18 protein-coding genes are annotated in these 17597 nt (G+C 44.2%); 16 read left to right on the top strand and 2 right to left on the bottom strand.

Annotation, left to right across the window (positions count from 1 at the left end):
- The first annotated feature begins 128 nt into the window (after positions 1 to 128).
- On the top strand, positions 129 to 404 hold the full coding sequence (locus A918_RS20640) for a hypothetical protein (RefSeq protein WP_022711843.1): 276 nt from the start codon (positions 129 to 131) through the stop codon (positions 402 to 404).
- 25 nt (positions 405 to 429) lie between these two features.
- Here A918_RS20640 and A918_RS0114950 read toward each other — a convergent pair whose 3' ends face one another.
- Entirely contained in the window at positions 430 to 1350 is a 921-nt protein-coding gene (locus A918_RS0114950; protein ID WP_022711842.1) for a glycosyltransferase family 2 protein, read from the bottom strand.
- 233 nt (positions 1351 to 1583) lie between these two features.
- On the opposite strand from A918_RS0114950, the gene A918_RS0114945 reads away from it, so the two are divergent.
- The 12 genes from A918_RS0114945 (at position 1584) to A918_RS0114890 (ending at position 13128) form a co-directional block, all read left to right on the top strand.
- A complete protein-coding gene (locus A918_RS0114945) occupies positions 1584 to 2324 on the top strand; it encodes an ABC transporter permease (RefSeq protein WP_156831457.1) in 741 nt (246 codons plus the stop codon).
- A gap of 61 nt (positions 2325 to 2385) precedes the next feature.
- The gene (locus A918_RS0114940) at positions 2386 to 3039 is read left to right on the top strand and encodes an ABC transporter ATP-binding protein (RefSeq protein WP_245257341.1); all 654 of its coding nucleotides are present in this window, start codon (positions 2386 to 2388) and stop codon (positions 3037 to 3039) included.
- A gap of 46 nt (positions 3040 to 3085) precedes the next feature.
- Positions 3086 to 4015: a glycosyltransferase gene (locus A918_RS0114935; protein WP_022711839.1), complete on the top strand. Its 930-nt coding sequence runs from the start codon at positions 3086 to 3088 to the stop codon at positions 4013 to 4015.
- Between the two features lie 28 nt (positions 4016 to 4043).
- Positions 4044 to 4922 carry a glucose-1-phosphate thymidylyltransferase RfbA gene (rfbA, locus tag A918_RS0114930; RefSeq protein ID WP_022711838.1) on the top strand — a complete coding sequence of 293 codons (879 nt, stop codon included), beginning with the start codon at positions 4044 to 4046 and terminating at the stop codon, positions 4920 to 4922.
- Positions 4922 to 5473, top strand: coding sequence for a dTDP-4-dehydrorhamnose 3,5-epimerase (gene rfbC, locus A918_RS0114925; protein WP_022711837.1), 552 nt, complete (start codon positions 4922 to 4924; stop codon positions 5471 to 5473). The genes rfbA and rfbC overlap by 1 nt, the downstream gene beginning before the upstream one ends.
- A 25-nt stretch (positions 5474 to 5498) precedes the next feature.
- Complete coding sequence (gene rfbB, locus A918_RS0114920) at positions 5499 to 6554, top strand: dTDP-glucose 4,6-dehydratase (RefSeq protein ID WP_022711836.1); 1056 nt, start codon at positions 5499 to 5501, stop codon at positions 6552 to 6554.
- Between the two features lie 8 nt (positions 6555 to 6562).
- Complete coding sequence (rfbD, locus tag A918_RS0114915) at positions 6563 to 7435, top strand: dTDP-4-dehydrorhamnose reductase (protein ID WP_022711835.1); 873 nt, start codon at positions 6563 to 6565, stop codon at positions 7433 to 7435.
- 131 nt (positions 7436 to 7566) lie between these two features.
- On the top strand, positions 7567 to 8334 hold the full coding sequence (locus tag A918_RS22335) for a rhamnan synthesis F family protein (protein ID WP_022711834.1): 768 nt from the start codon (positions 7567 to 7569) through the stop codon (positions 8332 to 8334).
- Entirely contained in the window at positions 8321 to 8782 is a 462-nt protein-coding gene (locus A918_RS22330) for a rhamnan synthesis F family protein (protein WP_245257340.1), read from the top strand. The genes A918_RS22335 and A918_RS22330 overlap by 14 nt, the downstream gene beginning before the upstream one ends.
- Positions 8783 to 8838: 56 nt before the next feature.
- A complete protein-coding gene (locus A918_RS0114900) occupies positions 8839 to 9678 on the top strand; it encodes an NAD(P)-dependent oxidoreductase (protein WP_022711832.1) in 840 nt (279 codons plus the stop codon).
- 67 nt (positions 9679 to 9745) lie between these two features.
- Complete coding sequence (locus A918_RS0114895; RefSeq protein WP_033316167.1) at positions 9746 to 10846, top strand: acyltransferase; 1101 nt, start codon at positions 9746 to 9748, stop codon at positions 10844 to 10846.
- Between the two features lie 284 nt (positions 10847 to 11130).
- Positions 11131 to 13128: an acetoacetate--CoA ligase gene (locus A918_RS0114890; RefSeq protein WP_022711830.1), complete on the top strand. Its 1998-nt coding sequence runs from the start codon at positions 11131 to 11133 to the stop codon at positions 13126 to 13128.
- On the opposite strand, the gene A918_RS0114885 is transcribed toward A918_RS0114890, so the two are convergent.
- Positions 13125 to 14156, bottom strand: coding sequence for an AraC family transcriptional regulator (locus A918_RS0114885; RefSeq protein WP_245257339.1), 1032 nt, complete (start codon positions 14154 to 14156; stop codon positions 13125 to 13127). The genes A918_RS0114890 and A918_RS0114885 overlap by 4 nt on opposite strands.
- Before the next feature lie 126 nt (positions 14157 to 14282).
- On the opposite strand from A918_RS0114885, the gene A918_RS0114880 reads away from it, so the two are divergent.
- From A918_RS0114880 to A918_RS0114870, 3 genes are all read left to right on the top strand, one after another.
- Positions 14283 to 15452, top strand: coding sequence for an isovaleryl-CoA dehydrogenase (locus A918_RS0114880; protein ID WP_022711828.1), 1170 nt, complete (start codon positions 14283 to 14285; stop codon positions 15450 to 15452).
- A 7-nt stretch (positions 15453 to 15459) separates the two neighbouring features.
- Positions 15460 to 17070: a carboxyl transferase domain-containing protein gene (locus A918_RS0114875; protein ID WP_022711827.1), complete on the top strand. Its 1611-nt coding sequence runs from the start codon at positions 15460 to 15462 to the stop codon at positions 17068 to 17070.
- A gap of 8 nt (positions 17071 to 17078) precedes the next feature.
- On the top strand, positions 17079 to 17597 hold a 519-nt coding region (locus tag A918_RS0114870), incomplete at its 3' end, for an enoyl-CoA hydratase-related protein (RefSeq protein ID WP_028233860.1).

Genomic DNA, 17597 nt, shown 5'->3' with positions numbered 1-17597 from the left:
AGCTGCGCGGGCTGGCGCCAGAATGATCTTTCAGCTGCTGGGTTGGTCGCTTTGACAAAGGCTGACCGGCCAGCAGCTGAGCGAGTGGAAGGTAATGACCAAAATGGAAAACGGCAGGGGTGCTGGTGATGAATGGTGCTATCGAATGGACACAAATATCTTCATTGCTAGTAATAGGTGGCTCTGTAGTTGGTGTATGGTATCGTTTGCAGCAACAAATTAATGCTAATCGAGCTTATCATGAGCGACAACATGCTGCATATCAACTTCATGTTGCAGAAAATTATGTCACAAGACCTGGTATGAATGAACAGACAGAACGAATGATGCGGGCTATTGATGGACTTGACGCAAAAATAGACCGCATGAATGATAGGTTGGATAAAGTGTTTCAAACACGCTGATTTTCACTACAGCAGTGTATGGGGGTTATGGTTTCATAGCCCCCATTTTGTTTGTTAATCCGTGCCAAATGCCTTTTAACATCATCCGAATATGATCCACTCGGTTCTCTGTAAATAAACTATAAAAAACAAACTTTCTTATAAGCTTTATCCCATCAACAATTTTCCAGTTGGTTTTTAGCCAGTTTTGTTTGTAAAGCCAAATTGCATTTCTGAAATGATAGTAATGGCGCAATGGTGAGTGGACCGGAATTTTTCGGCCCAAAAATATAATTGGATTGTCTCCAAGATCATGCTGCATGTAAGCAGAGCATACACCAAAAGATTGATATCCAATCTTCTGTGCTCTTAGTCCCCACTCAATGTCTACATAGTCAATAAAGAGTTCTTCACGCATGCCACCAACATTATCGATTGTTTCGATTGGAATAAGAGAGCCCGATGATATTAGATAGTCGACCTCAACAATGTCACTCTCACAATTGCATTGATGTCTGGTTAGTTTGAGACCTTCTACCTTGATAAATGGTGGAGGGTTTTTTTGACGCGGATCTTCATATCGAACTCCAAGGCAAGCGATTTTTATCCCAGCTTTGCGTTTTTCTACGGCTGCTGAGTGGAGCTTCTTAACCATATCTGAATGTGGAAGGCTATCTTGATCAAATAATAGCACATAATTACTGTTGTTATTTCGAGCAATTTCGATGCCGACATTATGTGCTTTCGCAATGCCAAGATTTTGCTCTAATGGTTCAAATATGATTTTATTTGTGAAGTTTTTAATAAAGCTACACACATCATTTTGTGAACCGTTATCGACGATAATTGTTTTATGTACTTGAGGCACAATAGCATCTAAAAGCTGGGCCAGTGCTTTAAAGTCTGGATTATAAGTTACGATAATTGCAGCTATTAGGTCTGCTTTCTGGTCTGCCTCTATTGTCATTCTGCGCCTTGATTGTGATTCCCATGGTGTTCAACTCATAGCATAGATAGTTGTAAATGATGATGTGCTGAGGGGTGCTTTCAGAGTATCATTCTGAAGTCTGATTTGCTAATAGCGTGATATCTAGGTGCTAATATCATCAAAGCCAATTCCAGAATGCTTAGGGTTTAAGTCAATTGCATAACAAGAAAATAGCATTGTTGAAGAATGAGTTGTCGGGTGCTGCCACGCGAATGAATTTCGCTTTGCACTTGGCTTGGAGTGATACGCAAGCACGATATCGCAGATCCGTTCTTGGTCCGTTATGGCTTGTTATTGGTACATTAATTGGCGTTGGCGGCTTGGGATTTGTGTGGAGCGCATTGTTCGAGGTTGATCGAGCGACCTTTATTCCGTCATTGAGTTTAGGTTTGGTAACTTGGATGTTTCTGAGCGGCAGCGTAGTTGAGGCTGCGGCTGTATTTTATGGAAACCGAGGATTAATTCTAAATGTTCCCGTTTCATCTCTCTTAGTTTCCATTTTGCTGTTGTTTCGACAGGTTATAAATTTTGGTCACAACTTTATAGTCGTCATTTTAGTAATGATGATTTATCCGGAGCATTTATCTTGGACTGCCGTGCTATTTATTCCTGGATTTTTATTAGTATGTCTGAATATGTTGTGGATTATTCAATTGATTGGTTACATCGGAGCGCGGTATCGTGATCTTGCGCCACTTTTAGCGGCTATTATGCAGCCGTTATTTTTTATAACGCCTGTTTTGTTTCGTCCTAGTCAACTTGGTACTAAGGCGTTTATTACTGATTTTAATCCTTTTACATATTTGTTGTCTTTAATAAGGGACCCCTTATTGGGAGTGGTGCCTTCACTGTTTACGTGGAGTGTTGTGCTCGCAATGACAGTAGTCGGGTGGGTTGCTGCACTCGCAATGACGGTTTCGAAGCGCCATCGTTTGGCATATTGGGTTCATTAAAATGGCTATAATTGAAGTTCAGAACGCAACTGTCGAATATCCCCTATACCAGGGGAACAGCATGTCATTGCGCAACACATTGGTTTCAGCAGGGACTGGTGGGATTATTTCACGCGGCACCAGTAATATTGTTACTGTTAAAGCTTTGGATAACATTAGCTTTACATTGAACGATGGTGATCGCGTTGGATTGATCGGCCATAATGGTGCAGGAAAGTCGACGCTACTTCGCACATTGGGCGGGATTTATGCGCCAACCGCAGGTAATGTTCGAGTTGAAGGGCGTATTTCAACTATTTTTGAGCTGGGTGCAGGCTTGGATACTGAGTTGTCTGGCTATGAAAACATCATTCGCATGGGGATGTTTCTCGGGGCAACCAAATCACGGGCACGAAGCTTTATTCCGGATATTGAAGAGTTCACTGAACTTGGAAATTTTTTGGCAGCACCAGTACATACATATTCGGCTGGTATGTTGACGCGCCTGACATTTGCAATTTCAACTGCTATTCAACCTGAAATCTTGTTAATTGATGAAGTGCTGGGTGCGGGGGATGCGTCATTTCAAGAAAAAGCCAAGGCGCGAATGGAAAACGTAATTAAATCGGCACGCATTTTTGTATTAGCCTCACATTCCACTGAAATGATTAATCTGTATTGTAATCGAACGCTGCAATTTGAGCATGGTAGGCTTGTTGAGGATAAATATCTTTGATTGTCCATCCTCTTAAAATGAACCTCGCTTATCATTAGGTATTGCTATGCTTAATAAACAAAAAATAACAATATTATTAGCTACTTATAATGGTGAAGAGTTTTTAGATGAGCAGTTAAATTCTCTTAATAATCAAAATATCGATAATATTAATATTTTGGTCAGTGATGATGGATCAACTGATAATACATTAATTATTCTAGATAAGTGGCGTGCGAAGTGGATTAAAGGTAGTTTTACTATTCTTGTGGGGCCACAAAAAGGTTTTTGTGAAAATTTTCGCTTTCTTATAAACTCCTTAGATGCGGATGATACATTCGTTGCATTTTGTGATCAGGATGATGTTTGGCGTGCCAATAAGTTAAATAATGCACTTAAACGGCTCGCATCTATAGGTGTTAATGCGCAGGCTATGTACTGCAGTCGTTCTCGATTGATTGATGCTGAAGGGCGAGAGATAGGTTTCTCGCCAATTTTTTCTAAAAAACCAACCTTTGGAAATGCGTTAGTTCAAAGTTTAGCAGGTGGTAACACGATTGTACTTAATTTTGCAGCATTTAAGCTGTTACGCGAAAGTGCTAAACGTACAACATTTTTTAGTCATGATTGGTGGTGTTACCAGATTATTATGGGAGCTGGTGGACATGTAATTTATGACAGTGTTCCACAAATTGATTACCGGCAACATGGAAATAATATTTTTGGTCGTAACAAAGGTGTTCAGGCCAAATGGCGTAGAATTGTTGCATTGTTTTCGGGCGATTACTCAGAATGGATTGATGTTAATCTGTATGCTTTGGAAAAATGCCAAGACTTATTGCTTGAGAATAATGTTGACTTAATCAACAAATTTAAGATCGCACGTAAAGGCAATGTCGTAAAGCGTCTATTATTTCTGTTTAAGAATGACATAAAACGTCAGACGTATATTCCTAATATTGGTCTATATGTTTCGGCATTGATGGGTAAATTGTGATCGCCGTAACTGGTGTAAGGAGAGTAGGTTGAAGGGAATAATTTTGGCAGGAGGTAGCGGTACTCGCTTGTATCCTCTCACTTTGGCTGTTTCAAAGCAAATATTGCCTGTTTATGATAAGCCGATGATTTATTATCCGCTAAGCACTCTTATGTTGGCGGGTATTAGAGAGATTTTGATTATCTCTACTCCTCGTGATTTGCCCGCATTTAAGGAATTACTCGGAGACGGATCTGAGTTTGGTATAGAGTTATGCTATGCGGAGCAACCGCAGCCGAATGGTTTGGCGGAAGCCTTTATTATTGGTCGTGAATTTATTGGCAAGGATCCGGTTGCAATGATTCTTGGCGATAATATTTATTACGGCGTAGATCTACCCAAAATTTGTAAAGAGGCTATTCGTCAAGAATCTGGAGCAACAGTTTTTGCATATCACGTCGATGACCCAGAACGTTATGGCGTCGTAGCATTTGATGCACAAACAGGTGTTGCCCATTCGATCGAAGAGAAGCCAACCTCACCTAAATCAAATTGGGCTGTAACAGGGCTTTATTTTTACGATAATGACATCGTAAATATTGCTGCTAGCATCAAGCCATCTACACGTGGTGAGTTAGAAATTACCACCGTAAACAATATTTATATGGAGCGAGGGCAGCTACGTGTTCAACGTTTAGGTCGTGGTTATGCATGGCTAGATACAGGGACGCACGCTAGCCTTCATGAAGCTTCATCCTTTGTGCGTACTATTGAACATAGGCAGGGTATGAAAATTGCTTGCCCTGAGGAAATAGGCTTTGAGATGGGGTGGTTGAAAGCGGAAAAAGTTTTAGAGCGCGCTGCTAAACTTGGAAAAACCGAATATGCAGACTATCTCAAGCGCCGTGTTGTGCAAGGAGCACATTGATGTTGGAAGTGAATGAATTAGGCCTCGGTGTATTGGAAATTATTCCTGGGCGCTTTGGTGATGATCGTGGGTATTTCACAGAGACTTATAATAAGAATAAGTTTCAGGCTCATGGAATTTCTATGGAGTTCGTTCAGGACAATCAATCATATTCCGCTAAGAAGGGGGTTTTGAGAGGCTTGCATTATCAGCTTGAACCTCATGCGCAAGACAAGCTTGTACGTGTATTACAGGGTCGAATTTACGATGTTGCTGTTGATATTCGCCGCGGTTCAAGCACATTTGGCAAATGGGTTTCATTGGAAGTGACGGCAGAACGTGGCAATCAAATTCTAGTACCAAAAGGTTTTGCTCATGGCTTCTTGACGCTCGAAGAGCATACAGTTGTCTCTTATAAGGTCAGTGGGTATTACTCTACTGAATGTGATCGTAATATTCGTTATGATGACACAACTTTGGCTGTAGAATGGCCGGAGTTGGACGTTGAATACCAGCTTTCGAATAAGGATTCTGTGGCTCCTTATCTGAGCTCAGCCCAGGTATTTGAATAAACATTATTGGCGGAGCCTAATCGTTATGAATATTTTAGTTACCGGTGGAGCAGGCTTTATTGGTTCTGCTGTTTGTCGTTTGCTTGTGCAAAACTCAGAAAACAAAGTGATAAATATCGATAAACTGACTTATGCTGGTAATTTACAATCACTGAAAAGTATCGAGAATTCTCGTAATTATAAGCATTACTGTGTAGATATTTGTGATGAGCAAAAAATACTATCGATATTAAAAATTGAAAATATTGACAAGATTATGCATTTGGCTGCCGAAAGCCATGTGGATAGATCGATTGATGGGCCTGCGGCTTTTGTTGAGACAAATGTTGTCGGAACATTTCGCATGTTGAGTGCTGCATTAACTTATTGGCGCGAATTGCCAGCTGATAAGAAAGCGGATTTTCGTTTTCATCACATTTCGACAGATGAAGTTTTTGGTGATTTACCGTTTGATGAAGGCATGTTTACTGAAACAACGCCATATGCGCCGTCATCACCATATTCTGCATCAAAAGCGGCTTCAGATCATTTTGTACGTGCTTGGCACGAGACCTATGGTTTGCCTGTGGTTCTGTCGAATTGCTCTAATAATTATGGACCATTTCATTTTCCTGAAAAGCTTATTCCACTGGTTATTCTTAATGCACTGCATGAGAGGGAGCTGCCAATTTACGGTGAAGGAAATAACGTAAGAGACTGGTTGTTTGTTGAAGATCATGCCAAGGCTCTTGAGCTGGTTTTAATGCAGGGAACTGTTGGGGAGAGTTACAATATTGGTGGCCGAGAAGAGCGAACCAATCTCTCTGTTGTTGAGGCTATTTGTGATATCTTAGACAAGCAACACCCAAGAGCTAATAACAAAAGTTATCGCGATTTGATTACCTTTGTTACAGATCGCCCCGGTCATGACCGAAGGTATGCTATTGATGCTAGTAAAATAGAGGCTGAGCTTGGTTGGAAACCTACCGTTACTTTTGAAGCTGGATTAGAAAAAACCATTCTATGGTATCTAGAAAATGAATGGTGGTGGAGACCCATTCGTGAAAAGACTTATGTCGGTGAGCGGTTAGGGCGTAAATAGGATTAAGTATGAAAATTGCTGTTACTGGTAAAAATGGACAAATTGTTCGTAGCTTACTCGCACGTAAGAGCGATTTTATTGATATTGTTCCAGTGGGAAGGCCAGAATTAGATCTGGCTTTTCCGAATACAGTACGGTCATCGTTGTTAGCGCTAAAGCCTGATTTTATTGTGTCATCAGCAGCTTACACAGCGGTTGATGATGCGGAAATAAATAAAGAATATGCATACACCGTAAATGCAGTTGGTGCAGGAGCAGTCTCAGAAGTTGCGGCGGAGATGGGTATACCAATAATACACTTATCTACGGATTATGTATTCGATGGTCTTAAAAATGGCGAATATAATGAAGGCGATATCGCGAATCCACTTAATGTGTATGGTGCAAGTAAGCTGTCAGGCGAATTTTTAGTCTCCGAAAATAATGAAAAGCATATAATAATTCGAACTGCGTGGGTATATAGCCCATATGGCAAGAACTTTGTGAAAACAATATTATCCTTGTGTGAGAAAAAGACAAGTATTGAGGTTGTTTCTGATCAAATTGGAAACCCAACATCTGCAATTGATATTGCCGAAGCTATAATCCATATAATCATGCATATACATCATCATGACTTTGATGATTGGGGTATATATAACGTCGTAGGTACAGGGTATTCCAGTCGATCCGATTTTGCACGATATATTATCGGCAGGAGGAGGGAATACAATAATTCAAGTACAGATGTAATTGATGTAAATACATTTGTTCCTGCTGGTGGCGTTCATCGTCCCTTGAATTCAAGATTATCTACAAAAAAAGTAAAAGAAATCTTTCACTTGGAAATGCCGTGTTGGAAATTGTCATTAAATGATACAATAAAAATGTTATTTGAATGATGAATATAAAAAAATAATTAAATAGGTGGTTTTTTATTTGAATCGTATAAAGATTTCTCAATGATTTATTGTTTTAGTCTTTATGTGTTCTTTGTAGTGGATCACTGTGCGAGTAGTGATGGAGTTTGTGAATGTCGAGACGGATAGCAGTTGCATTTTTTTATGATGAGCACGGTATAGTTGATGATTATATGGTTCATTTATTGAAGTCTATGAAGCCCTTTGTGGAGCGGACTGTTTTTGTCTCGAATGGCCAGCTCACATCGGATTCAATGAGCGCGGTAAAAGCGGTTGCAGATGAAGTCTTAATTCGTGAGAATATCGGATTCGATGTTTGGGCTTACAGAGACGGCCTTGAGCATATTGGTTTTGAAAACTTAAGCCAATACGATGAGCTTATTTTATATAATCATACATTTTATGGGCCAATTTTTCCTTTTAGCGAAATGTTTGAAAAGATGGAGGCTATGCCCTTAGATTTTTGGGGGATATCGATGCATGGTCGTTTAGAGCTGAATCCTTTTACGCTAAATGGTGAGCTGCCAGCTCATATTAATTCACATTTTATTGCGATCAGAAAAAAGATGTTCTTATCGAGCCATTTCTCTAAGTATTGGAAAGAAATGGAAAAAATCGAAAGTTATGAGGACTCTATCCTTAAACATGAAACGCGATTTACTAAATATTTCAATGAATTAGGATATAAATCTGATGCATATATTAAACCTGAGGATTATGGATCTTTTTATCCGGTGTTTATCGATGTTGCAGAAACAATAGCAAATCGTTCGCCTATATTAAAACGAAGAGCGCTTTTTCATAAGTCTCTTTTCCATGATCATAATGCAATAGATGTGCAAAGTTTTAAATTTGTTGGACGTAAAAGTGCCTTTGGATGATGATACACCTGTTGCACCATATGGTACTATGTTTTGGTTTCGTCCTGCAGCATTAAAAAAATTGTTTGCGCATGAATGGAAGTGGGAGGACTTTAACGCTGAGCCAAATCATATTGATGGTGGTTTGGCGCATGGTCTAGAGCGAACTATTTGTTATGTAGCAGCTGATGCTAAGTTCATATCAATGCAAATTATGAATCCTAGTCAGGCATCTTTTAATTACTGTATGGCTGAATATAAACTGCAGGATATTTTAGCATTAGCGCCTGCTGGGTCGATTGTTAATGTAGATAACTCCATGCGAGCATGGAAAGATGCAGGTTACCCTGCGGCAGGATTGACCATAAAACAATCTCTCCGAGGACTGCTTGGTTCAATTAAACGATCAATGATGTCGCGGACACCGAAAATTTATAAGATGCTGCGTCGATTTAAGGGTAATCAATAAATCGATGCAATCTGCTCATTGCCGTTAGCAAATATAATGTTTGAGGAAAATGCAATATGAAATATCTAATTACTGGTGCTGGAGGTTATGTTGGCAGGCATGTAGTTAATGCATTATTAGACAGGAACGCAAAGATAACTGTTGCTACACGTAATCCCTATATTTTTAAGGAGGAGGTGGAAATATTTTCAGGAAATATTTTAGAATCTTCTCCGAACATTTTTAAAGAAACTGGATCTCCAGATGTATTAATACATCTGGCTTGGGAGGATGGTTTTGTTCACTCAAGCTCTAAGCACTTAGAGAACCTACCTAGTCATATTCAATTTATAAAGAATATGTTTGAAGGTGGTCTGAAGCAGATTGTTAATATAGGTACTTCACATGAAGTTGGTTTCCATGTTGGGCCAGTAGATGAGAATACTCCGACACGACCTAAGCATGCATATGGTATTGCTAAGAACCATTTAAGAGACGTACAGCTTTTATTGTGTGAGCAATATGGTGTTATTAATCAGTGGGTTCGTTGTTTTTATATTTATGGTGATGATGCATATAATAATTCTATATTTACAAAAATTTTAGACGCTGAACGACGGGGTGAAAAGAATTTTTCTTTGAATTCTGGAGAGTTGTTGTATGATTTTATCCATGTTGAAGAGCTTGGGAAAATGATTGCTGATGTCGCAGGTCAAAAGGAAGTCGATGGTATTATTAATTGTTGTTCAGGTGATCCAGTAACCTTAAAAACAATGGTATTAAATTTTATTAAAGATAATAAACTGAATATTAATCCTGTATGGGGTGAGTTTCCTCTTCGGGCATATGATTCAAGGGCGCTATGGGGAGATGCTGAAAAGATAACAAAAATAAGGCGTTTGAAATATAGTGCTTAATATACGCGACTATTTCATCTCAATTGCTTAGTTTGTGTGCATGTTGCTTGAAAGTTGTTGCGCCATTATGAATAAAAGTTCATCTGAACCAAAACGTATACAATTCTTAGATTCACTGCGTGGTTATGCAGCGTTGTGGGTTGTTGCAGTCCATGTTTGTATGATGCCTTCGCCCAATTTCATTTTACCTGAGTGGTTCGGTGTATTTATTAAAAATGGTACAATGGGAGTCGAGCTATTTTTTGTAGTAAGTGCATTCTCGCTATGTTTAAGTATGCCAGGCCACGCAAAAGAAGAGAGGCCTATTTTAGGGTTTGCACTGCGTAGATTTTTTAGAATTGCGCCTCTTTTTTATATATTTGTGATTATTTCTTCTTTTTTCAATCCAGCGGGCGTTGAGTACTCTTATAAAACTATATTGGCTAACTTGTTTTTTGTATTCAACTTGTTTCCTGGTAGTGGTTACCAAACATCAGTCGTACTCTCTGGGTGGACGATAGGTGTAGAGATGATGTTTTATCTTATTTTTCCTTTTGTTTATTACAGGGTTAATAATGTATTTGATTCATTAACCGCGTTCTTTTTTTCCATATTTATTTGGAGTTTTTTATATAGCATCTTACATTTATTTTTATCTGATCCAGGTACGTATAATATGTATTCCATTGTTTTTAGACTTCCTGTATTCATGTCAGGCTTAATCGCTTTTTATGCATTAAATTTATTCAATAATAAGAATTATAATAGTAGTTTTAACAAATCTATTGGTTTGTTATTTTTGTCGTTAGTTCCTGTATTGTTTTTTGCTATTGTGCAGAATAATACTAATTTTATTTATAATTACCATTGGACTGGTGTTATGTTTGCTTGCCTAGTGATAGGTTTAGGTTTAAATCCTGTTTCTTTTGTAGTAAATAAAATATCTATTTGGTTGGGTAAAATTAGCTACTCCATCTATCTTGTCCATGGTCCCGTAGTAGTTTTGTTGTCACCTATATATATAAAAATGCAAAATTCAGGATTTAATTCCGTTTTTATTTATATATTAGCATTTCTTGCAACGGCAATTGTGTCGGTGTGCGTCTCTATTTTAACTTATAATTTTATTGAGAAGCCATCTAATGATTGGGGGCGAAACATTGCAAGTCGCTTGGCTGGAAGGCGTTAGATATAAATCAATGCAAGGTGCGATGTATATTCTATTGAGTGAAGGCTTATAGGTAAGGGGATAGCGTCGTTTTATCGTAATCTTATTAAATAAGGTGTATCATGGTGAGGGGATGGCAATAGCTTGTTATTCATTATTATTTGCTATACGGGCGATCCCTTAATTGCCGACTTTTTGTGATCAAACTTTGTCTAAATAAGACACCTGCCATCATTTGAGAAAGCCCACTCAAGGCTTTGTCTTCTTCTCAAAAACAGTGATAATGCGTTGGGGAGGAGTGCCGGATGAATACAGGTGTTAATTCGAACGGAGCTGGTTCCGAGCCTTTATGGCAGCCATCGGCACAAAAGATTGCTGAGGCAAATCTGACCGCTTTTACCGTAAAAGCCCGGAACATCAGCGGTTTACCTCTTGAGACCTATCAGCAATTGCATGACTTGTCTGTTGAGCGGCCGGAAGTGTTCTGGCCTCTGATATGGGATGAGTGCGGTATTATTGGCCATAAAGGCGCTCGTATTCTGATTAATGCCGACAATATGCTGGCAGCGCGGTTTTTCCCCGATGCAAAGCTGAATTATGCTGAAAATCTGCTGAAAAAAACCGGCAGTGATGATGCTCTGGTGTTTCGCGGTGAGGATCGAGTCCGTTCACGTCTGTCCTGTGATCAGCTGCGGGATCTGGTCTCGCAATTACAGCAGTTCATGCTGGCGCAAGGTGTGCAGGCCGGTGACCGCGTGGCGGCCGTGCTGCCCAACATGCCGCAAAGCATTGCCGCTATGCTGGCCTGTGCTTCCATAGGTGCTGTCTGGTCGTCCTGCTCTCCTGATTTCGGTGTACAAGGTGTGCTGGATCGTTTTGGCCAGATATTGCCCAAGCTGTTCATCACCTGTGATGGCTATTGGTATAATGGCAAGGCGCAGCCAATAGGTGATAAATTAGAGCAGATTGTGCCGCAATTGCCGTCCCTGCAAGCGGTGCTGATCGTTGATTATCTGGGCACTGCTGAAGCCGTTTCCCGTGAGATTCAAAATGGTACACCGGTAAAATGCCTGACTTTCGATCAGGCTGCGGAACAATTCGCACCATCGGCATTGCAGTTTAACCAGCTTCCTTTTGCCCATCCGTTGTTTATTCTCTTCTCATCGGGCACAACCGGCATACCGAAATGCATTGTCCATTCTGCTGGCGGCACCTTGCTGCAACATGCCAAAGAACATCGGTTGCATGCGGATATTAAACAGGGCGACCGGCTGTTCTATTTCACAACCTGCGGCTGGATGATGTGGAACTGGTTGGCCTCGGGACTGGCTGCAGGCGCGACCTTGCTGCTCTATGACGGATCGCCGTTTTATCCCGATAGCAATGTACTGTTTGATTATGCGCAGGCCGAAAACATGACCCATTTCGGGATTTCTGCTAAATATATTGATGTTTTGCGTAAAAGCGGGCTCGAGCCTGCGACCAGTCATCGTCTGCCGCATCTGCGTGCTGTTTTTTCTACCGGATCACCACTTTCACCGGAGAATTTCTCCTATATTTATCAGTCTGTTAAGCAGGATATCCACCTTGCTTCGATCTCCGGTGGCACAGATATCGTATCCTGTTTTGTGCTGGGCGTGCCGGTTCTGCCGGTATGGAGTGGTGAAATTCAGGGTGCAGGTCTTGGTATGGCCGTTGCCGTTTGGGACACGGACGGCAAACCGTTGATGCATGACAAAGGCGAGCTTGTCTGTACCAAACCTTTTCCCTGCCAGCCAACAGGTTTCTGGAATGATCCGACTGGTGAGAAATATCGCTCGGCTTATTTCGACCGTTTTGCAAATGTTTGGTGTCACGGTGATTTTGCCGAACTTACGGAACATGGCGGCATCATTATCCACGGGCGTTCTGATGCCACGCTTAATCCGGGCGGTGTGAGAATTGGCACCGCCGAGATTTATAATCAGGTTGAGCAAATGCCGGAAATTGCCGAAGCAATCTGCATCGGCCAGAATTTTGCAGATGATGTGCGTATCGTGCTGTTCGTGCGTCTTGCCGCGGGGATTGAGCTTGATGATGCCTTGCGGGAACAAATCAAACAACGCATCCGCACCGGTACTTCACCGCGCCATGTACCGGCAAAGATTATCGCAATTGCTGATATTCCACGCACGAAGTCAGGAAAAATCGCTGAAATCGCGGTGCGCGATGTTGTCCACGGTCGCCCGATTAACAACAAGGAGGCGTTGGCCAATCCCGAGGCATTAGCTTTTTATGCAAATCTGCCGGAATTGCAGATTTAGTACCCTGTCTGGGACTTTTTTCTGAAAGCGCTTGGTGTTTCATTCGTGCGGGAGCGGAATGCACGGGAGAAGCTTTTTTCATTGCTGAAACCGGCAAGAAAAGCCACGCGTTTGATCGGATGGGCTGAACGCGTGAGCAGCTCTTTGGCACGTTCCGTCTGCACTTGTTCTTTCAGTGCGCGCAAAGATGTTCCTTCCGCACTGAGATGGCGGTGCAAACTACGTACTGACAGGTTGAAGACACTGGCCACATCCTCGGCCACAGGCAGGCCGTTTTTCGCCATGCGCAACAAGCGCCGTACCTGACTTGTCAGCTGATGTTCGCTTTTATAGGGCAGAACAGTGAGCGGCAGAGCGCGTTTGAGCATGCTGTTAATCGCAACCTCATCCCGTTGCAGCGGGCGTTCTAAAAATGCTGCATTGAATTGAATACGCGCGATTGAGGCTGAAAACTTTAGCTTTGGTGAAAACAGCTTGGGATAAATATCGACATGTTGTGGCGCTGCATAGGGAAACTCAGCGGTTGTCAGCGGAATTCTCTCGTCGATAGCCCAGCAGGCAAAGCCTAAAACATAGCGCAGTAAAGTGACGAGGCAGAACTCGCGATAAGCCCCGAGATCCCGCGCCTCAGTGATGCTGATCGAGGCAATGCCATCGGCAATATCGAGATTAAGCAGAACATCGTTTGTGAGCAGGCGATGATGGCGCTTCCAGCGATGCAGGGCAATGCCAAGCGTTGCGGCACCAAGGGAGGCGCGGCAAAGCATGCCATAGGTGCCCCACGGTAATTTGCGGGAAAACCAACCCAGAGCTTCATCATCAAGCTCCTGCATAGCCTCCCAGTTCAGGTCTTCAAACTGGTCCGGTGTGACGCGTCCGTTCTCATCGGCAAGGCTCTCTGGCGGAATTTGTGCCTTTTCCAGTGCAGTGGCAGGATCTGCCCCATATTTTGCATAGGCCAACAAAATACAGCGAACAAAGGCCGCTGGGATGACCGCAGCTGCTTTTCCTGTGTGAGATGAGGCCAAAATTTGATCCGTCATGACTGTATTTTGTAGCCAAATGGCCGATTTTGCAACCTGTCTGGCCAGTCCGATACCGGCTTATGGTACAACATAGGCAAACTGCAAAACGGTTTGGAAGGACTGTTGTTGATGACACCAAGCCTTGACTTCCTTTTGGGAGAGGATATCGCCCAGCTGCGGGATAGTGTGCGTGCATTCGCTGAGGCGGAAATTGCGCCCCGGGCGGCATATATCGACAGCAGCAATCAATTTCCTGCCGATCTGTGGAAGAAGTTTGGTGCAATGGGGCTGCTCGGCCTCACCGTGCCGGAAGAAGACGGCGGCACCGGCATGGGCTATCTGGCGCATATTGTGGCGATGGAAGAGATTTCGCGCGCCTCCGCCTCTGTAGGCCTGTCTTACAGCGCCCATTCCAATCTTTGCGTCAATCAAATCCGCCGCAACGGCAGTGCCGCGCAAAAAGCCAAATACCTGCCAAAGCTGATTTCAGGAGAGCATGTCGGCGCTTTGGCTATGTCCGAGCCGGATGCGGGTTCCGATGTTGTGTCGATGAAATTGCAGGCGCAGAAACAGGCTGATCATTATAGTCTCAACGGCTCGAAAATGTGGATTACCAATGGCGGTGATGCGGATGTGCTGGTTGTTTATGCCAGAACCGGCGCAGGCCAAGGGGCAGAGGGCATAACCGCCTTTCTCGTCGAAAAGGGTATGGCCGGTTTCAGCCACGGCGCGCATCTTGATAAGCTTGGCATGCGTGGCTCCAACACATTCCCTTTGTTCTTTGACAATTGCCTTGTGCCTGCGGAAAATGTGCTCGGCGGAGAAGGCAATGGCGTTAAAGTTCTGATGTCGGGGCTTGATTATGAACGCGTGGTTCTGAGTGGCGGGCCGCTCGGCATTATGGCCGCGTGTATGGATATCACGCTGCCTTATATGCATGAGCGCAAGCAATTCGGTCAGCCAATCGGCGATTTTCAGCTCATGCAGGGCAAGCTGGCCGATATGTATTCCACGTGGCAGGCCGTGCGTGCCTATGTCTATGCTGTTGGCGCGGTATGCGACCGCAATGACCATTCCCGAACCCTGCGCAAAGATGCGGCAAGCGCCATTCTCTATGCTGCGGAAAAAGCGACATGGATGGCCGGAGAAACAATCCAGACACTCGGCGGCTGCGGCTATACGAATGATTATGCCGCGGCACGGCTGTGGCGCGATGCCAAATTATACGAAATCGGTGCAGGGACTTCTGAAATCCGCCGGATGCTGATCGGGCGGGAATTAATGGCTGAAACCAGATAATCGGGGCATGGATATGAGTGTTCTGAAAACCGCTCTCAATGTGCATGGTGAGGAGTTTACAGCTAATCAAGCTGCCATGCGCTCTCTGGTGGAAGAACTGCGTGACCGCAGCCAAATTGCCTGTGCCGGAGGCGGGGAGGTCGCATCGGCACGGCACAAAGCGCGGGGCAAATTGCTGGCGAGGGAGCGCATTGATCTGCTGCTTGATGCCGGTACGGCTTTTCTGGAAATCGGACAGCTTGCCGCAAATGGTCTTTATGACAATGATGCGCCGAGTGCCGGTCTTGTGGCCGGTATAGGCTGCGTTTCAGGCACGCAATGTATGATTATCGCCAATGATGCGACGGTTAAAGGCGGCACTTATTATCCGCTCACAGTCAAAAAACATCTGCGTGCGCAGGAAATTGCCGAGCAGAACTATCTGCCCTGCATCTATCTGGTGGATTCCGGCGGTGCTTATCTGCCGAGGCAAGATGAGGTGTTTGCCGATCGTGAGCATTTCGGCAGGATTTTTTATAATCAGGCGAATATGTCGGCAAAAGGCATTGCACAGATTGCCGTGGTGATGGGGTCCTGCACGGCAGGCGGAGCTTATGTGCCTGCAATGTCTGATGAAACAATTATAGTTCGCAATCAGGGCACAATCTTTTTAGGCGGGCCGCCACTGGTCAAGGCAGCAACTGGTGAAGTGGTCACAGCGGAAGAACTGGGTGGTGCTGATGTGCATACAAGCCAGTCCGGTGTGGCCGATTATTTTGCGGAAAATGATGCTCATGCGCTGGCAATCGCCCGCCGGATTGTTGCCAATCTGAATATCACGGCAAAACCTGATCTGCTCAATGGCGGTGAGGAACCGCTCTACCCGCCTGAAGAACTCTACGGCATTATTCCTGCAAATCCGCGCCATCCTTATGATGTCCGCGAGGTGATTGCGCGGCTGGTTGACGGCTCACGCTTTGACGAGTTCAAGGCGCGGTATGGCGCGACGCTTGTGACCGGTTTTGCGCAACTCTATGGCGCAACGGTCGGCCTTATTGCCAATAACGGTATTCTATTCGGTGAATCTGCACAGAAAGGTGCGCATTTTATCGAGCTTTGCGCGCAACGGCATATCCCATTGGTTTTCCTGCAAAATATTACCGGTTTTATCGTCGGGCGAAAATACGAGAATAACGGTATAGCTAAAGACGGCGCGAAAATGGTGACGGCTGTGGCAACGGCTCAGGTTCCTAAAATCACAATGCTGATCGGCGGTTCCTTTGGTGCCGGTAATTACGGCATGTGCGGCAGAGCGTATTCGCCGCGTTTTTTGTGGACATGGCCGAATAGCCGCATTTCGGTGATGGGCGGAGAGCAGGCCGCAAGCGTGCTTGCCCGTGTGCGGCGTGATGCTCTGGAGGCGCGGGGTGAAAGCTGGAGCACTGCGGATGAGGAGGCGTTTCAGGCGCCGGTCCGTGAGCAATATGAAACGCAGGGCAATCCCTATTATGCCACAGCCCGCCTTTGGGATGACGGGATTATTGACCCTGCCCAAAGCCGCCGCATTCTCGGCCTGTCACTGGCCGCCGCGTTGAATGCTCCGGTGAAGGAAACCAAATTCGGTCTTTTCAGAATGTGAGGCAAATCATGCATGAGGCCTTGGAAATTACCCGCGACGGCTCCGTGGCAACCATCTGGATGAACCGGCCGCAACGGCATAATGCGTTCGACGCTGCGCTCATTGCTGAGCTGACACAAGCCTTTACACAGCTTGGTGCAGATGACGAGACCCGTATTGTGGTTTTGGCCGGTCGTGGCAAAAGCTTTTCCGCAGGCGGTGATCTCAACTGGATGAAATCTGCCGGTGAGGCCGGTTTTGATGCCAATCTTGCCGATGCGGAAAAGCTGGCGCAGATGTTTCGCATTTTGGCCGAGTTGCCCAAGCCGACAATCGCGCGCGTGCATGGTGCAGCATTGGGCGGCGGCATGGGGCTCGCTTCGGCCTGCGATATTTGTGTTGCCTCAACGCAGGCAAGTTTTGCCACATCCGAGGTGCGGCTGGGCATTATTCCGGCGGTTATCAGCCCCTATGTGCTGCGGGCTATCGGTGCACGGCAGGCTTCACGGTATTTTCTGACTGCGGAGCGCATAGATGCTGCACAGGCC

Source organism: Pseudochrobactrum sp. AO18b (genome assembly GCF_000409565.1).
Lineage (GTDB): Bacteria > Pseudomonadota > Alphaproteobacteria > Rhizobiales > Rhizobiaceae > Pseudochrobactrum > Pseudochrobactrum saccharolyticum.
The sequence above is the reverse complement of the archived record's forward strand: the minus strand, read 5'-3'. Positions and strand labels throughout refer to the sequence as shown.